Annotated in this window: 18 protein-coding genes; 10 read left to right on the top strand and 8 right to left on the bottom strand. The window is 71.3% G+C overall.

The annotated features are described in order from the left end of the window. Positions 1-17 precede the first annotated feature (17 nt). Genes kce through ABD240_RS02940 form a run of 3 tightly spaced genes read right to left on the bottom strand, consistent with a single transcriptional unit; the run spans position 18 to position 2,899 of the window. Positions 18-953 carry a 3,5-dioxohexanoate:acetyl-CoA acetone transferase gene (kce, locus tag ABD240_RS02950; RefSeq protein ID WP_291797282.1) on the bottom strand — a complete coding sequence of 312 codons (936 nt, stop codon included), beginning with the start codon at positions 951-953 and terminating at the stop codon, positions 18-20. 13 nt (positions 954-966) lie between these two features. Beyond that, the gene (locus ABD240_RS02945; RefSeq protein WP_291797285.1) at positions 967-1,752 is read right to left on the bottom strand and encodes an SDR family oxidoreductase; all 786 of its coding nucleotides are present in this window, start codon (positions 1,750-1,752) and stop codon (positions 967-969) included. Between the two features lie 58 nt (positions 1,753-1,810). After that, positions 1,811-2,899: a LacI family DNA-binding transcriptional regulator gene (locus ABD240_RS02940; protein ID WP_344334969.1), complete on the bottom strand. Its 1,089-nt coding sequence runs from the start codon at positions 2,897-2,899 to the stop codon at positions 1,811-1,813. A gap of 151 nt (positions 2,900-3,050) precedes the next feature. Between ABD240_RS02940 and ABD240_RS02935 the strand changes: the two genes are divergently transcribed. The 6 genes from ABD240_RS02935 (at position 3,051) to ABD240_RS02910 (ending at position 8,520) form a co-directional block, all read left to right on the top strand. Next, positions 3,051-4,052 carry a 3-hydroxyacyl-CoA dehydrogenase family protein gene (locus ABD240_RS02935; RefSeq protein WP_344334966.1) on the top strand — a complete coding sequence of 334 codons (1,002 nt, stop codon included), beginning with the start codon at positions 3,051-3,053 and terminating at the stop codon, positions 4,050-4,052. After that, the gene (locus ABD240_RS02930; protein ID WP_291797294.1) at positions 4,049-4,858 is read left to right on the top strand and encodes an SDR family NAD(P)-dependent oxidoreductase; all 810 of its coding nucleotides are present in this window, start codon (positions 4,049-4,051) and stop codon (positions 4,856-4,858) included. Before ABD240_RS02935 ends, ABD240_RS02930 begins: the two co-directional genes overlap by 4 nt. 82 nt (positions 4,859-4,940) lie before the next feature. Beyond that, positions 4,941-5,897 (top strand): ABC transporter ATP-binding protein, encoded by a 957-nt coding sequence (locus tag ABD240_RS02925; protein ID WP_344334962.1) that lies wholly within the window; start codon positions 4,941-4,943, stop codon positions 5,895-5,897. After that, positions 5,894-6,721, top strand: a complete 828-nt coding sequence (locus ABD240_RS02920) for an ABC transporter permease (protein ID WP_344334959.1) — start codon at positions 5,894-5,896, stop codon at positions 6,719-6,721. Before ABD240_RS02925 ends, ABD240_RS02920 begins: the two co-directional genes overlap by 4 nt. Positions 6,722-6,754: 33 nt before the next feature. Continuing rightward, positions 6,755-7,900: a sensor histidine kinase gene (locus ABD240_RS02915; RefSeq protein WP_344334958.1), complete on the top strand. Its 1,146-nt coding sequence runs from the start codon at positions 6,755-6,757 to the stop codon at positions 7,898-7,900. After that, complete coding sequence (locus ABD240_RS02910; RefSeq protein ID WP_344334956.1) at positions 7,897-8,520, top strand: response regulator; 624 nt, start codon at positions 7,897-7,899, stop codon at positions 8,518-8,520. Before ABD240_RS02915 ends, ABD240_RS02910 begins: the two co-directional genes overlap by 4 nt. 41 nt (positions 8,521-8,561) lie before the next feature. On the opposite strand, the gene ABD240_RS02905 is transcribed toward ABD240_RS02910, so the two are convergent. Beyond that, positions 8,562-9,605, bottom strand: coding sequence for an NAD(P)-dependent alcohol dehydrogenase (locus ABD240_RS02905; RefSeq protein WP_344334954.1), 1,044 nt, complete (start codon positions 9,603-9,605; stop codon positions 8,562-8,564). A 147-nt stretch (positions 9,606-9,752) separates the two neighbouring features. Then, on the bottom strand, positions 9,753-10,490 hold the full coding sequence (locus ABD240_RS02900; protein ID WP_344334952.1) for an IclR family transcriptional regulator: 738 nt from the start codon (positions 10,488-10,490) through the stop codon (positions 9,753-9,755). Between the two features lie 179 nt (positions 10,491-10,669). On the opposite strand from ABD240_RS02900, the gene ABD240_RS02895 reads away from it, so the two are divergent. The 4 genes from ABD240_RS02895 to ABD240_RS02880 all read left to right on the top strand — a co-directional run bounded on the left by ABD240_RS02895 (position 10,670) and on the right by ABD240_RS02880 (position 14,945). Then, on the top strand, positions 10,670-11,833 hold the full coding sequence (locus ABD240_RS02895) for an acyl-CoA dehydrogenase family protein (RefSeq protein WP_291794603.1): 1,164 nt from the start codon (positions 10,670-10,672) through the stop codon (positions 11,831-11,833). 189 nt (positions 11,834-12,022) lie between these two features. Then, positions 12,023-13,081 (top strand): TRAP transporter substrate-binding protein, encoded by a 1,059-nt coding sequence (locus tag ABD240_RS02890; protein WP_291794601.1) that lies wholly within the window; start codon positions 12,023-12,025, stop codon positions 13,079-13,081. Continuing rightward, positions 13,081-13,635 (top strand): TRAP transporter small permease subunit, encoded by a 555-nt coding sequence (locus ABD240_RS02885; protein WP_344334947.1) that lies wholly within the window; start codon positions 13,081-13,083, stop codon positions 13,633-13,635. The genes ABD240_RS02890 and ABD240_RS02885 overlap by 1 nt, the downstream gene beginning before the upstream one ends. Beyond that, positions 13,632-14,945: a TRAP transporter large permease gene (locus tag ABD240_RS02880; protein WP_291794597.1), complete on the top strand. Its 1,314-nt coding sequence runs from the start codon at positions 13,632-13,634 to the stop codon at positions 14,943-14,945. The genes ABD240_RS02885 and ABD240_RS02880 overlap by 4 nt, the downstream gene beginning before the upstream one ends. Positions 14,946-15,033: 88 nt before the next feature. Here ABD240_RS02880 and ABD240_RS02875 read toward each other — a convergent pair whose 3' ends face one another. From ABD240_RS02875 to ABD240_RS02865, 3 genes are read right to left on the bottom strand one after another with little or no spacing between them, the layout of a single operon-like run. Then, positions 15,034-16,413, bottom strand: coding sequence for an aldehyde dehydrogenase family protein (locus tag ABD240_RS02875; protein WP_344334945.1), 1,380 nt, complete (start codon positions 16,411-16,413; stop codon positions 15,034-15,036). 33 nt (positions 16,414-16,446) lie between these two features. Then, entirely contained in the window at positions 16,447-17,847 is a 1,401-nt protein-coding gene (locus ABD240_RS02870) for an aspartate aminotransferase family protein (RefSeq protein ID WP_344334943.1), read from the bottom strand. Beyond that, positions 17,844-18,404 carry an Lrp/AsnC family transcriptional regulator gene (locus ABD240_RS02865; protein ID WP_344334941.1) on the bottom strand — a complete coding sequence of 187 codons (561 nt, stop codon included), beginning with the start codon at positions 18,402-18,404 and terminating at the stop codon, positions 17,844-17,846. Before ABD240_RS02865 ends, ABD240_RS02870 begins: the two co-directional genes overlap by 4 nt. Positions 18,405-18,478: the final 74 nt, after the last annotated feature.

The following is an 18,478-nucleotide window of genomic DNA, read 5'->3' as shown; positions in this document are numbered from 1 at the left end:
CGTGTGCGCAGCACATGTCAGATCGTGATCCCTTCCCTGCCCTTGAGCCCGAGGATCTCCCTCGCCTCGTCCGGCGTGGCGACCTCCATGCCGAGCGCCTCGACCAGCTGCACGGCGCGCTCGACCTGTGCCGCATTGGACCGCGCGAGCTTCCCGGGCCCGTCCCAGAGCGAGTCCTCGAGGCCCACCCGGATGTGGCCGCCCGAGGCCAGGGAGACGGCGCCCAGCGGCATCTGGTGCCGGCCGGCGCCCAGCACGGACCACTCGTAGCCGCTGCCGAAGAGCTCGTTCGCGATGCGCCGCATGTGCATGAGGTTCTCCGTGCTCGCACCGGTTCCGCCCATGAGCCCGAGCACGGTCTGCACGAACAGCGGCCCGGTGGCGAGCCCCTCGTCCGCGAAGTGCTTGAGGTTGTACAGGTGCGCGGTGTCGTAGCACTCGAACTCGAAGCGGGTGCCGTTGGCGTTCCCTCGCGTGAGGATCCCCTCGATGTCCGCATAGGTGTTCTTGAAGACGAGGTCCCGGCTGTTCTCCAGGTGCTCCCGCTCCCAGTCGTGCTCGAACTCCGTGAAGCGCTTGAGCATGGGGAACAGGCCGAAGTTCATCGAACCCATGTTCAGCGAGGCGAGCTCCGGGGAGAACGCCATCGCCGGCTGCATGCGCTCCTCGACGGTCATGTGCGGCGAGCCGCCGCTGGTGAGGTTGAGGACCGCGTCCGTGTTGGCGTTGACCTTCTCCAGGATCGGGGCGAAGTGCTCCGGGGACTGGGACGGGCGCCCGTCCTCGGGGTGGCGGGCGTGGAGGTGGACGATGGAGGCCCCCGCCGAGGCCGCCGCGATGGAGGCGTCCGCGATCTCCTCCGCGGTCCGCGGGAGGTGCGGGGACATGCTGGGCGTGTGGATCGCGCCCGTCACCGCGCAGGTAATGATGATCTTGCGCTTCTTCGCTGCCATGCTGGGGTTCCTCTCAGTAGAGCTTCTGTGTGTATCCGTCGACGCTGAGGGTCTGTCCGCTGATCTGCCGGCCGCCGGGCCCCGCCAGGAACTCCACGAGGGAGGCGACGGAGCCGGGATCGATGAACTCCGCGATCGCGCTCTGCCCCCGGTAGTCGGCCTCGACCTCCGCGACGGGCCGGTCCAGCACCGCGGCCTTGTCCTCGATGACGCGCTGGATGCGCTCGCCGCCCACGGCTCCGGGGCAGATCGCGTTCGCCGTGATCCCCTCCGGCCCCAGCTCGATCGCCAGGGTCTTCGTGAAGCCGAGCACGCCGGCCTTGGAGGCCGTGTAGACGCTGCGCCCCAGCATCCCCAGGCGTCCCGCGGCCGAGGACAGGTTGACGATCGTCCCGCGGTCGCTCCGGCGCAGGAGGCCGAGGAGGGCCTTCACGTGGAAGAACTGCGAGGAGAGGTTGATGCGGACCACCGCCTCCCACTCGTCCGGGTCGATGTCCTCGACGCGCGCGGTGGGGCCGGCGACGCCCGCGTTGTTCACCAGGACGTCGATGCGGCCGTGCTCCCGTTCCACCTGCGCGGCGAAGGCCTGCACGCTCGCGAAGTCCCCGGCGTCCACGCGGAACGCGGAGAACCCGGCCGCGCGGGCGTCCGCGAGCGCCTCCTGCGCGATGTCCGTGACGACGACGGTGAAGCCGGCGCTGCGCAGACGGTCTGCGATCGCCCTGCCGATCCCCGCCGCTCCGGCCGTGACGACGGCCACCCGGCCGCCGTCCGCGGCCGTGTCGTGCTCTGTGCTCATACCTGTCTCCCTGTCGATCTCCGGTGGGTGCTGTCTGAAGTGTGTGTCCGAGGGTGTGTCAGAGGTCCGCCTCGGCGACCGCCGCCGGACGCTCCTCGGCGGCCGCAGCCGGTTCGCACCCGCATGTCCGCCCGATGTGAAGCCGGTGCGGCAGGACGAGCGCCTGCGCCTCCCGCCGGGAGCGGTCCTCGATGCGGCCGAGGAGCTGGGCCGTCGCCTGCTGCGCCATGGTCCGCGCCGGCTGCACCACGCAGCTCATGCCCACGAGCCGGGAGGTGGACTGCTCGAGCCCGTCGAACCCCGTCACCGCGACGTCGCGGCCGGGTACGAGGTCCGCCTCGTCGAGCACCTCCATCACACCGGCGGCCAGCTCGTCGCTGCCGCAGAGCACGGCCTCGGGCGCCCCGCCGTGGGCGAGCAGGTGCAGACCGGCGCGCCGCCCGCCGTCGCGGGAGAGCTCGGTGCTCACCCGCCGGTGCCGCGGAACGGTGAGGCCGTGGGCGGAGAGCGCCTCGGCGAATCCCCGCTCCCGCAGATGCGAGGACGAGGAGAAGCGCGGCCCCACCACGGTGGCGATGCGGGTGTGCCCGTGGCGCAGCACGTGCCGGGTGATCTCCTGCGCCGCGGCGAAGTCGTCGATCCCCACGAAGTCCGCCGTGACGAACGAGGACCGCCGCGAGAGGAAGGTGAAGGGGATCCGCCCCTCGCGGAGGATGCCCAGCGCGCGGGAGTCCTCCCGGTGCGCCGCGGCCGTGATCACGCCGTCGATCCCCCGGTTCACCAGCATCCGGGCGACGGAGACCATCTTCTCCGGCGCGTCGTCCGTGGTGGCGAGGAGCACCTCGAAGCCGGCGCGGTCCGCGTTCGAGATCACCTCCTGCGCCCACGAGGTGAACATGGGGTTGGCGACGGACGGGACGATGAGCGCGATGACGCGGCTGAGCCCGCGTGCGCCGGCGCGGGAGGGCCGCACGCCCGCTTCGTTGGCGAGTTCGAGGACCTTCCGCCGCGTGGCCGCGGACACCCCGGGACGGCCGTTGAGCACGTAGGAGACGGCGGCCTGCGAGATCCCGAGCTTCCGCGCGATGGCCGCGGCCGTGCCCCTACGACCCGCCTCGGGCCCGACCTCCGTCGCAGACGGCTCCATCCGGTCCACCTCCCTTCGCGCACTCCGGTGTCCGCACGGAACACCGCACACAGTACGAACGGAGCATGAACTTAAGCGATGTTAAGCGCCCGAGTCCCCGGGCAGCGCGGAGATGTGATGACATGGGGCAGCGACACAGAGCAGGAGACGGATGACGATGACGTATTCGATCACGCGCGCCGCGGTGGTGGGCGGGGGCTACATGGGCGGCGGCATCGCCGCGGAGATCGCAGGCGCCGGGATCCCCTGCGTGCTCATCGACGTCGATGCCGCCACGGCGCGGGCACGCGTGGAGCAGCTCCGGGAGGAGACTGCGGCCATGCGCGCGGACGGGCGGCTCACGGTGGTGAGGGCCGCGGCGGTCGAGGCATGCCTCACGGCCGGGACGGACATCGCCGCGGACGTGCCCGGCTGCGACTTCGTCCTCGAGGCCGTCCCGGAGTCGCTGCCCCTCAAGGCCGCGACCCTGGCCGCGATCTCCGCCGCCGCGGCGCCGTCCGCCGTCCTCGCCTCGAACACCTCGACGATCCCCATCTCCGAGCTCAGCGCCCACGTGGACCGCCCCGAGCGGTTCCTCGGCTGCCACTGGATGAACCCCTCGCGGATCGTCCCCGGGGTGGAGATCGTCCCCACCGGTGACACGGCCGCGGAGGCGGTGGCGGCGGCGGAGGACTTCCACACGGCCATCGGCAAGCGCCCCACCCGCGTGGGCGACGTCCCGGGCTTCGTCGCCAACCGCCTGCAGCACGCACTGTTCGCAGAGGCCCTGCGGCTCGTGGACGAGGGTGTGGCCTCGCCCGGGGTGGTCGACGAGGTCACTCGCTCCTCGTTCGGGTACCGCCTCGCCGCCTTCGGCCCGTTCGAGGTGGCGGACATGGCCGGCCTCGACGTCTACCGGGCCTGCCTCGCCACGGAGCAGGAGGCCTACGGCGAGCGGTTCGCCTCGACCTCCCTGCTCGACGAGGCGGTCGTGAGAGGGCACCTGGGGCTCAAGAGCGGCCACGGCCTCACCCCGCTCGCGGAGAAGGACCCCGCCGAGGTCGCCCGCGTGAGGAACGCCTACTTCCACGGGCTGAGCGCGCTCCTGGCCTCCGTCGAGGGCCTGGAGGACCTGCGCACCGCCGCACCGCACCCAGGAGAGGACCGCACATGACGACCCACGACCCGGACGCCTCACCGGCGACGCCGGACCACTTCTCTCCCGCGGGCTTCCGCCTCGACGGCAGGCACATCCTGGTGACGGGCGCAGGACGCGGGCTGGGACGCGCGATCGCGCTCTCCGCCGCCGCCTTCGGGGCGACGGTGTCGCTCGTCGCCCGCACCGCCCCGCAGCTGGAGGACACCGCCCGCGCCGCGGAGCCGCTCGACGGCACCTGTGTGCCCCTCGCCTGGGACCTCACCGGTGCCGAGGCCGTGCCCGGACTGCTCGGCGCCGTCCGCGCGCAGGGGCCGCTCGACGGAGTGGTCCACGCCGCCGGTGTCCAGCACCGCGTGGACGCCGTCGACGTCGCACCGGAGGACTTCCGCCGGGTCATGACGCTCAACCTCGAGGTGCCCTACTTCCTCAGCGCGGCCATCGCCCGCGAGCAGAGGGAGCGCGGGGCGCGCGGATCCCACGTCTTCATCGCCTCGCTCAACTCCAGCATCGGCCGCCCCACCTGCTCGCCCTACGTCGCCTCGAAGACGGGGATCGTGGGTGTGACCCGGGCGTTCTCCACCGAGTGGTCGCCGCACGGCATCCGCGCCAATGCGATCGGACCCGGCTTCTACCGCACGGCGCTCACCGAGGACCTGCTCACTACGGAGGCGGGGATGAGCTCCGTCATGAGCCGCATCCCCATGGGGCGGCTCGGCCGGCCCGCGGAGCTGGGCGGTGCGGCCGTCTACCTCCTCTCCGACGCCTCGGCCTACGTCTCCGGACAGGTGCTCAACGTGGACGGCGGCTGGCTGGCGGCCTGAGCGCCCGCCCATGACATCCGTCACGACGGGGTCGTGACAGACGGCAGTTCCACCGGCTGCGGGATGCCCGGATGCTGGAGGCATGGACACCACAGCCACCGCCCCCGCCGTCGAGGCCGCCGGCGTCCGCCGCACGTTCGGCTCCGTCCGCGCCGTCGACGGCGTCGACCTGCGCATCGACCGCGGCGAGGTCGTCGCCCTGCTGGGGCCCAACGGCGCCGGCAAGACCACCTTCCTCGACATGGTCCTCGGCTTCACCGTCCCGTCCTCCGGCACCGTCGCCACCCTCGGCGAGGAGCCCGTGCGCGCGGTGCGTGCCGGACGTGCCTCCGCCGTGCTGCAGACGGGCGGCCTGCTCGACGACCTCACGATCGCGGAGACCGTGCGGATGATCGCCGCCTGCCACCTGTCCCCCCGCGCACCCGTGGAGGTGCTGCGCCGCGCGGGCCTGGACCGCCTCGCCGGGCAGAAGGTGCGCAAGTGCTCCGGCGGCGAGCGCCAGCGCCTGCGCTTCGCCCTCGCGCTGCTGACCTCGCCGGAGCTCATCGTCCTCGACGAACCCACCACCGGCATGGACGTGCGCGCACGGTCGCAGTTCTGGGAGGCGATGCACACGGAGGCGCGCAGCGGCCGCACCGTCGTCTTCGCCACCCACTACCTCACGGAGGCCTCGGACTTCGCGGACCGGATCGTCCTCATGCGCGGCGGGCGGGTCCACGCGGACGGCACCGTCGCCCAGCTCACCGCCGAACGCTCCCGCATCCTCGAGTGCACCTGGGCCGGTACGGACGGGCAGCACCCGGAGGCGTTCGCGGAGAAGCACGCGGTCACACTGCGCCCCGCCCGGGCCGAGAACGGGAACAGCACCGGACACGGCACTCCGCGGGTGTCGTTCGCCGCCCATGACACGGACGCGCTCGCCTATGCCCTCCTCCGCGACGGCCTGGCCCGGGACCTCCGGATCACGCACGCGAGCCTCGACGACGTCTTCCTCGACCTCACCGAGGGCGAGGACCGCACGGAGGGAGAACCCGCATGACCACGACAGCCCGCCCCGCTCCCGCATCCCGCTCCGCCGCACCCCGCTCCGCCCTCTCCCGCGTGCTCGGCTACACCGGCTGGGAGCTGCTGCGCACCGTCCGGATGTTCTCCGCCACGTTCTTCATCGCGGTGCTGCCGGTCGCCATGTTCCTCATCTTCGGCGGCATGGCGGACTACGGCGATGCCCCCATGGGCCGGGGCAACGGCAGCGCCTACGTCATGACCTCGATGGGCGTCTACGGCGCCGTCACCGCCATGACGAGCATCGCCGGCTCCGCCGCGGTGGAGCGTCAGCAGGGCTGGGGCCGGCAGCTGGGCCTCACGGCGCTGAGCAACGGCATGTACGCCGTGGGCAAGTGCCTCGTGGGGCTGGCGATGGCGCTGCTGCCCGTGGCCTGCGTGTTCACGGTCGCGGCGGCGATGGGCGCACGGCTGGACCATGCCGGCCTCTGGATCGCCACGGGGCTCCTCACCCTGCTGGGCGCCCTCCCCTTCGCCCTGTACGGCCTGGCCTCGGCCCTGCTGTTCCGCTCCGAGGCGGCCGTCTCCGTGGCGAGCGGGCTGCTCGTCCTCCTCGCGTTCTTCGGCAATCTCTTCATCCCGCTCTCCGGCACCCTTCTGTCCATCGCCAAGTTCTCGCCGCTGTACGGCTCCGCGGCGCTCGCCCGCTGGCCGCAGCTCGAGGGAGCGACGATCCCCATGGGCGACGGCCCTCCGCCGCCTGCGGACTCCCTGCTCGCGATCCTGGCAGGCGTCGCTGCATGGACCGCGGTGTTCGCCCTCATCTGCCTGCTGGCCGGACGCAGGCGCACGGCGCGCTGAGCGTGTGCGCCGGCACGTCGCTAGGGTGGAGGCATGAGCGAGGCGAAGACGCCCGAGGCCGGGGTCGCCGAGTACCGGCTGGCCGACAGGTGCCCGCGCGAGGACCTGGTCAGCACCCTCGTCATGGCCGGCGTCTGGCTGGGCTTCCTCGCCTTCCCCTTCTCCCGGATCCTCACGGATCCCGCTCCGTGGTCGCTGCGCGCACTCGGCATCGCCGGTCTGCTGGGCTTCTGCTGCGTCTACCTGTACGCCTATGTCCGGCCACGGCTGCTGCCCGCGCGCCCGCTGTGGGTCTCCACCAGCGTCTACACGGCCGGGATGGCTGCCTGTGCCGCCCTCGCCGCTCCCACCGGCGGTCCGGGCGTCCTCATCGCCTCGACCTACGTCTGCGCGCTGTGGCTCTTCACCCATCCGTGGCGCCGGGGGCTGCCGGTCGCCGCCGCCGTCCTCCTCGCGACGGTGGCGCTGACGGTGCTCGTCACGCAGGATCCTGCCGAGCGCTTCTGGATCATCGTGCCCCTGAGCCTGTCCGCGCTCACCATCGCGCTCGTCCGGTACGCCGTCGGCCGCGACGAGCGCACCCGGACGCTGCGCGAGGAGCTCACGCTCGCCCGGCAGCGGGAGGCGTTCGCCCGTGAGGTCCACGACGTGCTGGGTCACTCCCTCACCGTCATCAGCATGAAGACGCAGCTGGCCGCCCGGCTCGTCCGCAGCGATCCGGACCGGGCCCAGGAGGAGCTCGCCGCGATCCTCGCGCTCACCCGGGAGTCCATCGAGGAGTCCCGCTCCGTGGTCTCCCGCACCGCACCGCTCACGCTCGACGACCAGCTGGCGGCTGCGGCTCGTGCGCTCCGCGCCGCGGGGATCACCGCGGATCTGCCGCCCGCGAGCGCGACCGACGCGCTGAGCGCTCGCGCGGACGCCCTCTTCGCGGCCTGCCTGCGGGAGGCCACGACCAACGTGCTGCGCCATTCCGGGGCCCGCACGGTGCGCGTGTGCGTGGAGCCGGACCGCCTGCGCGTCGTGGACGACGGGGTGGGAGGTGCTGCGGGAGATCCCCGGGGACACGGCCTGGCGGGGATGCGCGCCCGGGCGCAGGCGGCCTCGGCGACGCTCACGGTGTGCGACGACCGGGCGGACGCCCTCCGGCCGGGGACACGGGTGGAGGTGCGGCTGTGAGCGACGGCGAGAGGCCCATCCGCGTGCTGCTGGCCGACGATCAGGCACTGGTCCGCGGCGCCCTGGCCGCCCTGCTCGCACTCGAGGACGACATCGAGGTCGTCTGCGAGCTCGACGACGGGGCAGGGGCCGCGCAGGCGGTGCGCGCACACGCCGTCGACGTAGCGGTGCTCGACATCGAGATGCCGGAGGTCGGCGGCCTGGAGGCCGCCGAGGAGGTCCTCGCCGCCGGCACCGGCTGTGCCGTGCTCATCGTCACCACCTTCGGCCGTCCCGGCTACATGCGCCGTGCGGTGGAGGCGGGCGTGCGGGGCTTCGTCGTCAAGGACACCCCCGCCGAGGAGCTGGCGCAGGCGGTGCGCGAGGTGCACGCCGGGCGGCAGGTGCTGGACCCCGGCCTGCTCGCGCAGTCCCTGTCCGAGGGCCGGAGCCCTCTCACCGTCCGGGAGCAGGAGGTGCTCCGGGCGGCGCTCGACGGTTCGACGGTGCGGGAGATCGCCCAGACGCTGCGCCTGTCCCCCGGGACCGTGCGCAACCACCTCTCCTCCGCGATCGGGAAGGCGCACGCGCGCACCCGCGCGGAGGCGGCGGCGATCGCCCGGGACCGCGGCTGGCTCTGAGGCCCGCCGCGGTCCCGGGACCGGAGCTCAGCCGTGCGGACTCAGCTGTGCGGGACCACGACGGCGCGGCCGCTGAGCTCACCGGCCTCCAGGCGGCGATAGGCCTCCGGGGCCTCGTCCATCGTGAAGGTCTCCACGTCCGGCACGATCTGGCCGGCGCGGTACATCGCGGCGACGTCGTGGAGGTCCGCGATGGAGCCCCAGTAGGTGCTCATGAGCGCGGACTCGTAGGCGGTCCCGTAGAAGTTCCACTCCACCGTGCCGCCGGCGATGCCCACGATCACCACGGTGCTGCCCACCCCGGCACTGGACTTCGCGAGCTCCACGGTGGGTGCCGCACCCACGAAGTCGAACACCGCGTCGGCACCGCGACCGCCGGTGAGCTCGCGGATGCGCTCGGCCTGGCCCTCGCCGCCGGGCACCGTGACCGCCCCGCGGGCGGCGGCCCGCTCCATGGCCTCGGGCTTGGTGTCCGTGGCGACGACGGTCGCGCCGGTGAGCGCCGTGAGGATCTGCACGGCGATCTGGCCGAGGCCGCCCAGGCCGATCACCAGCGCGTACCTGCCGCCCCCGGCCAGTGGGCGCTCCGCGAGGCGGACGGCGTGGTACGGGGTGAGTGCGGCGTCCGCGAGCGGTGCGGCGGCCACGGGATCGGCCTCGCCCAGCGGCACGAGGTTGCGGGCGGGCACGCAGACGTACTCGGCCATGCCGCCGTCGCGGCCCAGGCCGATCGCCAGTGCCGGGTTGGTCGCCGTGTTCTCGCAGTAGTTCTCGCGGCTCTGCACGCACTGGCGGCAGTGACCGCAGCCGGTGGGGCCGTAGACCAGGTGGGCGGAGCCCTTCTCCAGGCCGGTGACGCCGGGGCCCAGCTCCTCGATCCAGCCTGCGGTCTCGTGCCCCAGCACGAAGGAGGGCTGGATGTTGCCCGGATGCTCGGCGTCGAACTCGCGGTACACGGAGACGTCGGAGTGGCAGGCGCCGGCACCGGCCACCTTGAGGAGGACCTCGCCGGAACCGGGAGTGGGCCTCTCCACATCCTTGAGTGCCGGGAACTGGTGGAACTGTTCGAACACGACTGCGCGCATGGCGCTCTCCTCACGATCGGTGCGGGGACGCGGACTGCGACCGTGCCGCAGCGTCCCCCTATGCCCTGACGCTAATGCGTGAGGCCGCCGGTGTGCAGGGAATCCCACGATGGACGACGGCGAGGGCCGCAGGGCGGACGCCGGACCTCAGCGGAGGCGGTCCGCCAGCCTCCGCTGGGACTCGAGCAGGAGGCGGCCGATCTCCTCCGCACCCAGCTCCTCCATCCGCGCCACGGGGAGGGAGACGGAGATCGCACCGCGGAGATCTCCCGCCGCACCCCGCACCGGCACGCCCACCCCGGCCACGCCCTCGCGCCACTCGCCCTCGTTGACGGAGAAGCCCCGGGAGCGCGCCTCCTCCACGTGCGCCTCCACCCCCGCCCTGTCGAAGCCGGGCGCCTCCGCCTCGGCGGTCAGCACGGCCTCCGCCTCCTCGGCGCTCATCGCGGAGAGGAGGGCCCTGCCGGAGGAGCTCGAGTGGAAGGGGATGCGCGTGCCCAGGGGGAGGTAGGTGCGGATGGCGCCCACCCCGTCCGCGCGGGCCACGACGATCTGCTCCAGCCCGTCCCTGACCATGAGGTGGACGGACTCCCCCACGGCCTCACGCACGTGGTTCATCTCCTCCGTCGCGAGGCCGGCGAGCTCACCGGCCGGTGCGGCGCGCAGACCCGTGAGCAGGGCGCGGTTGGTGAGCGACCACTCCGCGTTCCGGTCCTCGCTCAGCCGCACCCAGCCCGCCTCCTGGAGGGTGAGCAGACACCGCAGCGTCGTCGTCTTGGGCAGCTGCGCCGCACGGGCCGCCTCGGACAGTCCCATGGGCGGATGCGAGGCGAGCGTCTCGAGGACGCCCAGCACGTTGAGCGCGCTCTGGATGGGCTTGGTCACTGGCTCCTCCTTCGTCGTCAGCGCCCCGCCGCCGGTGTGCGCGGAGACGGACGCTTGATGCAGATCAGGCCGATGAGGGGTATCCTATCCGTGGCGTGGACCACCGGTCCACACAGTAGACCGAGAACCCGGCCGCCGGCAGCCACCGCCGCGCACCACCCGCATGAGGAGAGGCACCCATGACCGTCGCATCCCACGAGACCGAGACCCGCAAGGACCTCCGCTCGCTCGTCGACCGCATCTGCCAGGACTTCCCGGACACCTACTGGCAGCAGGTCGACCGCGAGGACCGCTACCCGGAGGAGTTCGTGCAGGCCCTCACGGAGACGGGCTGCCTGGGCGCGCTCGTACCGGAGGAGTACGGCGGCCTCGGCCTCGGCCTCGGCGACGCCTCCGTCATCCTCGAGCAGATCAACGCGAACGGCGGCAACTCCGGCGCCGTCCACGCGCAGCTCTACACGATGAACGCGGTCCTCCACCACGGCAGCGAGGAGCAGAAGCAGAAGTACCTGCCCGGGATCGCCTCCGGCGAGCTGCGCCTGCAGGCCTTCGGCGTGACGGAGCCCGGCGCGGGCACGGACACCACGAGCCTCAAGACCACGGCCGTGCGCGACGGCGACGAGTACGTGGTCAACGGCCAGAAGGTCTTCATCTCCCGCGCCCTGCAGTCCGACCTCATGATCCTCCTGGCCCGCACCACGCCGCTGGACCAGGTGAAGAAGAAGTCGGAGGGCCTCTCCCTCTTCCTCGTCGACATCCGCGACCTCCCGGGGCTGACCATCAACCCCATCGAGACGATGATCAACCACTCGACGAACGCCCTGTTCTTCGACGACATGCGCATCCCCGCCTCCTCGCTGATCGGCGAGGAGGGCAAGGGCTTCAAGTACGTCCTCACGGGCATGAATGCCGAGCGCATCCTCATCGCCAGCGAGTGCATCGGCGACGGCCGCTGGTTCATCAACCGGGCGGTGGAGTACTCGAAGGAGCGCGTGGTCTTCGACCGGCCGATCGGCTCCAACCAGGGCGTGCAGTTCCCGATCGCGCGCGCCCACGTGCAGCTCGAGGCCGCGGATCTCATGCGCTGGAAGGCCTGCGACCTCGCGGACGCGAACGAGCCCTGCGGCGCGGAGGCCAACATGGCGAAGATGCTCGCCTCCGAGGCCTCCTTCCAGGCCGGCGACACCGCCCTGCAGACGCACGGCGGCTTCGGCATGGCCACCGAGTACAACATCGAGAGGAAGTTCCGCGAGACGCGCCTCTACCAGATCGCGCCGATCTCCACGAACCTCATCCTCTCCTACGTGGGTCAGCACGTGCTGGGCATGCCCCGCTCCTTCTGACCCCGTCTCACAATCGGTCCTGCCATACGAGCCCTCGAGCTCTCATATGGCAGACTGCCGCGCGGGCGGATGCCGCTACCCCTGGCGTCCGCCCGCGCAGTCGCGCCACCCCGCGACCACTCGCGTGCCCGCGATCCGGAGCCGTCTGTCCGCCGACGCACACACCTGACGCTCACAGAGAAGCTGATCATGCACCATTCGTCCCCTCCCGGGAACTCCGACCTCAGCCGCCGAGGCCTGCTGGGGCTGGCCGCCGCCGTTCCCCTCCTCGCCGCCGCGGGCTGTGCCCCGGGCGCCTCCGACCGCGGCCTGCGCCCCGACGGCGCGCTGCGCGTCTCCAGCTACATCACCCCCGGCTACGACGACCTGTACCCCGGGCTGCTCGCCTTCAACGACGCCCTGGACCAGCGCCTCGGCGCCGGGGTCGTGGACTTCTTCGACTCGGGCTCGCTGCTCAACGCCGAGCAGCTCGTGCCCGGCATGCTGCGCGGCGTGACGGACGTGGGCATCCAGACCTCCAGCTACGTCTCCACGAGCTTCCCCATCCTCGGGGCGGCGGAGCTGCCCTTCGTCAACGACGGGTTCGAGCAGCTGCGGCGCGCGCTGGCGCCGGAGTCTCCGCTGGAGAACCTCATGAACGAGCACCTGCGCCCGCAGGGCATCATGAACCTCGGCGCCATGCCCTGCACGCTGCAGTGGCTCTTCACCGTGGACCGGCCGGTGGAGAAGCCGGAGGACCTGCACGGCCTGCGCATCCGCACCGCCGGCCATGTCGAGGGCCAGACCATCAAGGCCCTGGGCGGCTCGCCGGTGTCCATGTCCTCCGGAGAGCTGTACGAGGCGCTGGAGCGCGGGACCATCGACGGGATGGTCTCCTACCTGGGCACGGTCGTGTCCCGCGGGCTCGAGGACGTGCTCGGCTACGCCATGCAGGCGCACTTCGGCGGCTACAGCGTGGACGCCTACGCGAACACCCGCTGGTACGCGGACACCTCCCCGGAGGTCCAGGAGGCGCTGCTCGAGGCGGGCCGCGTCTATGCGGAGATCGGCACTGAGAAGCAGCTCGAGGTCTACGAGGAGTCCTACCTCCCCGGGGTCGAGGAATCCGGTCTGGAGATCATCCGCTACGACGAGGCGCAGGTCGACCGGTTCCGCGACGCCACCGCCGGCGTCGTCGACTGGTGGAGGTCCACCGTGGGCGACGACGAACTGGCCGACCGCGCACTGTCCTACGTGAAGGAGGCATGATGACCTCGGCATTCGCACTCCTGCGCCGTGTGACCACCGCCTGCCGCTGGGTCTCCGCGGCCGTCGTCCTGATCCTCATGCTCGTCACCGGCTTCGACGTCGTCATGCGCTACGCGCTCGCGCGACCGCTCGAATGGTCGATCACCGTCTCCATGCTGGGCCTCATCGCCATCGTCATCCTCGCCGTCCCGGACCTCGAGGCGCGTGACGAGCACATCGGCATGGACCTCTTCTATCGGAACTTCTCCGCCCGCCGGAAGGCCGTCGCGGACTGGGTCACCTTCCTCGCGACCTTCTCCTTCTGCCTCGTGGCGGGAATCGCGGCCGCGCGGACCACCGTCCACTTCGCCGATGCGAACCTGCTCACCGCAGGCACCTTCAACCTCCCCATCTGGCTGGGATACGCACTGCTCACGGTGGGTCTCCTCCTCACCGCGCTCACCACGCTCCTGCGCTTCCTCGTCAGGCGCATGGAGCAGAGGTCCGCCGCGAGCGCACCCGCAGCCGGCGCACCGGCCGCCCAGTCCCCCGCCGCACCGAGTCAGGAGGCATGAGCATGCTCGACGCACTCGCCGTGATCACGGCCGTCCTCGTCCTCCTCGTCCTCGTCTACCTCCGCACGCCCATCTTCGTCGCGCTCGGCACCTCCGGACTTCTGGGCCTGCTCCTGCTCGAGGGCTGGCGCGGGCTCGAGCAGATCCCCATCGCCTTCGTCTCCCAGCTGGAGAGCTACTCCCTCGTCGCCGCGCCCATGTACATCCTCATGGGCGAGATCCTCGCGGTGGGCGGCCTGGGACGCGCGATCTTCCGCTTCGCACACGCCTGGCTGGGCAGGCTGCCCGGCGGTCTCGCGGTCACCGCGGTGGGCTCCTCGACGGTGTTCGGCGCCCTCTCCGGGGTGAGCCTGTCCGCCGTGACCGTGGTGGGCCGCATGGCGGTGCCGGAGATGCTCTCCCGCGGCTACCGGCCCAGCTTCGCCACGGGAGCCGTGGTGGCCTCGGGCGCGCTGGCGATGCTCATCCCGCCCAGCCTCATGTTCATCCTCTACTCCTCCATCTCCGGGGTGAGCATCGGTGCGCTGTTCGCCGGCGGGATCGTCCCCGGCCTGCTGCTGGCCGCCCTCATGGTCGTCTTCGTCGTCATCGTCGCGGTCGTGAAGCCGGAGCTCGCACCGCGCGCGGACGACGGCATCACCTGGCCGGACCGCTGGAGGACCGTCCGCGACGTGGCTCCCGCGCTCATCCTCATCGCGATCGTGCTCGGCTCCATCTACACGGGACTGGCGACCGCCACCGAGGCCGCGGGCATCGGCGCTCTGGGTGCGCTGCTGGTCGTGGGGGTCTTCGACCGGGCGCTGACCAAGGAGAACCTCAGGAAGATCCTCGTCGGCACCACCCAGATCTCCGGCAGCCTGCTCATCATCGTGGGTGCGGCGTTCGTGTTCACGCAGATGCTCGTCGTCGTCCGGGCGGCGGAGGCCATCACGGAGTTCGTGGGGGCGATGGCCGTCCCGGACCCGGTGATCGTCCTGGGCCTCCTCGTCATCGTCATGGCGCTCGGCTGCCTCATCGACGCCGCCTCGCTCCTGCTGGTCGTCACGCCCATCCTGCTGCCGATCTTCGAGGCGATGGGCTACGACCCGCTCTGGGTGGGCGTCATCCTCGTGGTGACGCTGGAGACCGCGGTGATCACGCCGCCGGTGGGGCTCAACCTCTACGCGATGAAGTCCGTGGTGCCGGAGCTGGACATCGCGGCGATCATCCGCGGCGCGCTGCCCTACCTCGCGATCGAGGCGGGGCTGGTGGTCCTCATGGTCTTCGTCCCGGAGATCGCCACCTGGTTCCCCTCCCTCACTGCGGGCTGAACCCGCGGGAGGATCCGCACACGCACTGCGGGGGCAGGTCGTCGGCACGACCTGCCCCCGCAGTGCGTCCGCGGCGCCGACGCCGGGCTCATCCCTCGACGTAGAAGAGCCGCTTGTTGACGAACTCGTCCATGCCCACCGGCCCCAGCTCCCGCCCGTAGCCGGAGTTCTTCACCCCGCCGAAGGGCAGCTCCGCGCCTTCGCCGGCGGGAGTGTTCACGTTCGCCATGCCCACCGCCAGGCGGGAGGCCACCCGCCTGGCGCGCTCCTCGTCCGCGGAGAACACTGTACCGCCGAGGCCGTACTGGGTGTCGTTGGCGAGTCCGAGGGCCTCTTCGTCGCTGGAGACCCGGAACACCGCGGCCACCGGGCCAAACAGCTCTTCGTAGTAGACCTCCGATCCCACCGGGATGTCGGTGACGACGGCCGGGGACACGTAGGCACCGTCTCCGGCGGCGAGTTCACCGCCCGTGCGCACCGTTCCGCCCGCCGCCTCGATCCGCTCCAGCTGCTCCCGCAGCCGCACGGCCGCCGCACGCGAGGACAGGGGCTGGTAGACCTGTGCGTCCTCATCGGACCACTGCCCCGGCCGCATCGCCTGTGCCTGGCCCACCAGCGCTTCCACGAACTCGTCGTAGATGTCGTCCATGACGATGAGGCGCTTGTTCGAGTTGCAGGCCTGACCGGTGTTGTACATCCGCGTGCCCCAGGCGAGCTCTGCGGCTGCGGCCACGTCGTCCGCGTCCAGCACGACGTAGGGATCGGAACCGCCCAGCTCGAGCACCGCCTTCTTCAGCGCGGCTCCGGCCTGTGCCGCCACCTGCGCCCCGGCCCTCTCCGAACCGGTGAGGGAGACGCCGGCGATCCGCCGGTCCGCGATGATCTCGGAGACCTGCTGGTGAGAGGCGAAGATGGTGGAGTACACGCCTTCCGGCAGCCCGGCGTCAGCCATGATCTGCGCGATCGCGAGTGCTGAGCGCGGACAGATCTCCGCGTGCTTGAGGACGATCCCGTTGCCCAGCACCAGATTGGGGGCTGCGAAGCGAGCCACCTGGTAGTACGGGAAGTTCCACGGCATGATGCCGAGGACCATACCCACGGGCCTGCGTTCGATGACGGCCGTCCCGCTCGCAGTCTCCACCGGCTGGTCCGCGGCGAACGACGGGCCGTTGTCTGCGTAGTACCCGAAGATCTCCGAGGAGAACTCCGCCTCCTCGCGGCCCTCCGTCACCCGCTTGCCCATCTCCTCACCGATGATCGCCGCGAGCTCCTCCTTCCGCTCCTCGAACAGCGCGGCGACTCTCCTCACCAGCGCCGCGCGGTCCTCGATGGGCGTCTCCGCCCAGCTCCTCTGTGCGCGGGCCGCAGCCTCGAGGACCGCCTCGAGCGCCTCGTCCGTGAGCGTCTCGAATCGCTCCACGACCTCCCCGGTGGCGGGGTTCTGGACGCGGTATCCCGTCTCATTCATGCCGATTCCTCTCCCGTTCTGCTGTGCGTTCCCTCAGATCCGGTCCCACGCCTGCGTGAGCACGGTGCGCAGGACGGCCTCCATCTCGTCGAACTCCGTCTGTCCCACCGTGAGCGGCGGGGAGAGCTGGATGACCGGGTCTCCGCGATCGTCGGCGCGGCAGTACAGGCCGTTCTCGTAGAGCGCCTCGGAGACGAATCCCTTGAGCACCCGCTCCGACTCCTCGGCCGTGAACGTCTCCTTCGTCTCCTTGTCCTTGACCAGCTCGATCCCGTAGAAGTACCCGGCTCCGCGCACATCGCCCACGATCGGCAGGTCGTGCAGCCTCTCCAGCGTGCTGCGGAAGGCTCCGGCGTTCTCATGGACGTGCTGATTGAGGCCCTCGCGCTCGAAGATGTCGAGGTTCTTCAGCGCCACTGCGCACGCCACGGGATGCCCGCCGAAGGTGTAGCCGTGGTAGAAGGTCTCCCCGCCGCGGCCGAAGGGCTCGAACAGGCGGTCCGAGGCGATCATCGCGCCCAGCGGGGCGTAGCCGGAGGTGATGCCCTTGGCACACGTGATGATGTCCGGCACGTAGTCGAAGTCGGCGCAGGCGAACATCGACCCCACCCGTCCGAATGCGCAGATGGTCTCGTCGGAGACGAGCAGCACATCGTACTCGTCGCAGATCTCGCGCACCCGCTCGAAGTATCCCGGGGGCGGCGGGAAGCAGCCGCCGGAGTTCTGCACCGGCTCGAGGAAGACCGCCGCCACAGAATCCGCGCCCTCGAACTCGATGGCCTCCGCGATCCGGTCCGCGGCCCACCTGCCGAATGCCTTCTCGTCACCCGCGAAGCGTTCGTCCGCCCTGTAGAAGTTGGTGTTGGGGACTTTGTGCCCGCCGGGCACCAGCGGGCCGAACTGGTTGCGCAGTCCCGGCAGGCTCGTGACCGTGAGCGCTCCGTGCGGCGTGCCGTGGTAGGCGGTGGCACGGGAGATCACCTTGTGCTTCTCTCCCTTGCCCTGGAGCTTGAAGTAGTTCTTGGCGAGCTTGAACGCGCTCTCCACGGAGTCGCCTCCGCCGGAGGTGAAGAACACGCGGTTGAGATCGCCGGGCGCATAGCCTGCGAGCCGCTCCGCCAGCTCGATCGCCGGCTCGTGCGCATAGGACCACAGCGGCATGAATCCCAGCTTCTTCGCCTGCTCGTAGGACGCCTGGGCCAGCTCCTCCCGCCCGTGTCCCACCTGGACCACGAAGAGACCCGCCAGGCCGTCGATGATCCTCCGGCCCTGGTCGTCGAAGATGTGGTGGCCCTCGCCGTGGGTGATGACGGGCGTGCGCCCGCCCTCGTAGAGGTGGCGGTGGCCCGCCATGTGCATCCACAGGTGGTCCCGGATCCCGGCCTGCAGAGCGTCCCCCGTCCTGCCTGCAGCGTCCGTCGTTGCCTTGCTCATCGTGTCCCCCAGTTGTAGCGCTGATCCCACAGCTTCAGATAGGTCATGACCTCCGTCCGGAGCACCTGCGGAAGCGTCCGGATGCGGCCCAGCAGCGCGAGGAGCTCCTCGTCGTCCTCACAGACCACCTCGACGAGGAGGTCGTAGGTGCCGGCGGCTGCGACGACGTAGTCCACCTGCTCCATCCCGCAGATCTCATCCGCGAGCGGAGCGAGGTCGCCGGTGACCTGGAGGCCCAGCATCGCCTGCCGCTGGAAGCCCAGCTGCATGGGGTTGGTGACGGCGACGATCTGCATCGTCCCGTTCTCCACCAGCTTCGCCACCCGCTGCCGCACAGCGGCCTCGGAGAGGCCCACCTCCTTCGCGATGTCCGCGTAGGAGCGCCGGCCGTCGTGCTGCAGCGCCTCGATGATCGCCTTCGACCGCTCGTCCAGCTGGAGGTCGTGGCTGCGCAGACGGGCGTCCGCGTGGCCGCGGTCCCGTCCGGCGCCCCGGCGTCCCCGTTCTGCGGACGGGCTCTCCGCCTCTCCCCGTGCGGACTCGCCGTGTTCGGTCATCGTCGAGGTCTCCTCTCCGGCGACCCAGCGGCCGCTCGCTGCTCACGATCCACTATCACCCACTGATTCCGCCT

Origin of the sequence: Brevibacterium salitolerans (assembly GCF_039531405.1) — a bacterium.
Lineage (GTDB): Bacteria > Actinomycetota > Actinomycetes > Actinomycetales > Brevibacteriaceae > Brevibacterium > Brevibacterium salitolerans.
This window is presented reverse-complemented; position numbering and strand designations above follow the sequence as displayed.

Coding starts and splice junctions, on each gene's coding strand:
- kce (WP_291797282.1), bottom strand. CDS start 953: ATGGCAGCGAAGAAGCGCAAGATCATCATTACCTGCGCGGTGACGGGC.
- ABD240_RS02945 (WP_291797285.1), bottom strand. CDS start 1,752: ATGAGCACAGAGCACGACACGGCCGCGGACGGCGGCCGGGTGGCCGTC.
- ABD240_RS02940 (WP_344334969.1), bottom strand. CDS start 2,899: ATGGAGCCGTCTGCGACGGAGGTCGGGCCCGAGGCGGGTCGTAGGGGC.
- ABD240_RS02935 (WP_344334966.1), top strand. CDS start 3,051: ATGACGATGACGTATTCGATCACGCGCGCCGCGGTGGTGGGCGGGGGC.
- ABD240_RS02930 (WP_291797294.1), top strand. CDS start 4,049: ATGACGACCCACGACCCGGACGCCTCACCGGCGACGCCGGACCACTTC.
- ABD240_RS02925 (WP_344334962.1), top strand. CDS start 4,941: ATGGACACCACAGCCACCGCCCCCGCCGTCGAGGCCGCCGGCGTCCGC.
- ABD240_RS02920 (WP_344334959.1), top strand. CDS start 5,894: ATGACCACGACAGCCCGCCCCGCTCCCGCATCCCGCTCCGCCGCACCC.
- ABD240_RS02915 (WP_344334958.1), top strand. CDS start 6,755: ATGAGCGAGGCGAAGACGCCCGAGGCCGGGGTCGCCGAGTACCGGCTG.
- ABD240_RS02905 (WP_344334954.1), bottom strand. CDS start 9,605: ATGCGCGCAGTCGTGTTCGAACAGTTCCACCAGTTCCCGGCACTCAAG.
- ABD240_RS02895 (WP_291794603.1), top strand. CDS start 10,670: ATGACCGTCGCATCCCACGAGACCGAGACCCGCAAGGACCTCCGCTCG.
- ABD240_RS02890 (WP_291794601.1), top strand. CDS start 12,023: ATGCACCATTCGTCCCCTCCCGGGAACTCCGACCTCAGCCGCCGAGGC.
- ABD240_RS02885 (WP_344334947.1), top strand. CDS start 13,081: ATGACCTCGGCATTCGCACTCCTGCGCCGTGTGACCACCGCCTGCCGC.
- ABD240_RS02880 (WP_291794597.1), top strand. CDS start 13,632: ATGAGCATGCTCGACGCACTCGCCGTGATCACGGCCGTCCTCGTCCTC.
- ABD240_RS02875 (WP_344334945.1), bottom strand. CDS start 16,413: ATGAATGAGACGGGATACCGCGTCCAGAACCCCGCCACCGGGGAGGTC.
- ABD240_RS02870 (WP_344334943.1), bottom strand. CDS start 17,847: ATGAGCAAGGCAACGACGGACGCTGCAGGCAGGACGGGGGACGCTCTG.
- ABD240_RS02865 (WP_344334941.1), bottom strand. CDS start 18,404: ATGACCGAACACGGCGAGTCCGCACGGGGAGAGGCGGAGAGCCCGTCC.